This window comes from Neisseria sp. P0022.S010 (assembly GCF_051956635.1).
Window position 1 is genome coordinate 1 of the sequence record NZ_JBQCXF010000786.1, and the last position, 714, is coordinate 714.

1 pseudogene is annotated in these 714 nt (G+C 53.6%); it reads left to right on the forward strand.

Annotation, left to right across the window (positions count from 1 at the left end):
• Positions 1-26: 26 nt before the first annotated feature.
• Positions 27-714: pseudogene (locus ACTHUT_RS21405) on the forward strand (conjugal transfer protein); the annotation flags it as partial.

The following is a 714-nucleotide window of genomic DNA, read 5'->3' on the forward strand; positions in this document are numbered from 1 at the left end:
CTTACAACACAACACTTCAAACCGTCATGAAAACCTTTGTTCTTCCAGATACCCGCCCTTATCCGCAGAGCCCTATCAAAAACTACCTTCTGCTCAATGCCTATCAGCTGGCACACAACTCCTCCTCCGCATCACGCAAGCTCTCGGCCGGCCAACTGCAAACCGAAATCCGCACCATGCTCAGCCAAAACCATTACATCAACCTTTCATTGGCCATGACCATGGCGCCCGATGTCGGCACTTACACCAGCCTGATTCAAAGCGTGGGCGAAGTCCTGAAGGCAGAAAACGATAACGAAGCCCAATGGTTTGCCCTGCCTGTCGTTTTGGTCGCCGGTTGCAAAAAAGAACAAACCCTGCCGCTCACGCTGCCTACCGAATCCCTCTTTGCCTGCCTGCAAAACTACCCCAACCTGCGTACCCTCACGCAAAACACACAATGGCTGCCTTACCTCGTTCAATCTACCGACTTGAGCAGCGTTACCCCGGGCGAGTGGTTCCAAGCCAAGCAAAACGATGAAGCGGCAGGCGCATTCCTGCAAAAATTCGAATACAAACCATTGACGCTGCCCGAAGGTCAATCCGTCCATGTGGTTTACGCGCTGGGCTACGGCAATAAAGACATTCAGACGGCCTTGGGTCTCAACCTGCAACAGGCAGGCCTGCCATTGATGCAGGTTTGGCAAGAGCATCTCGCCCTCGACGGCGTTACCC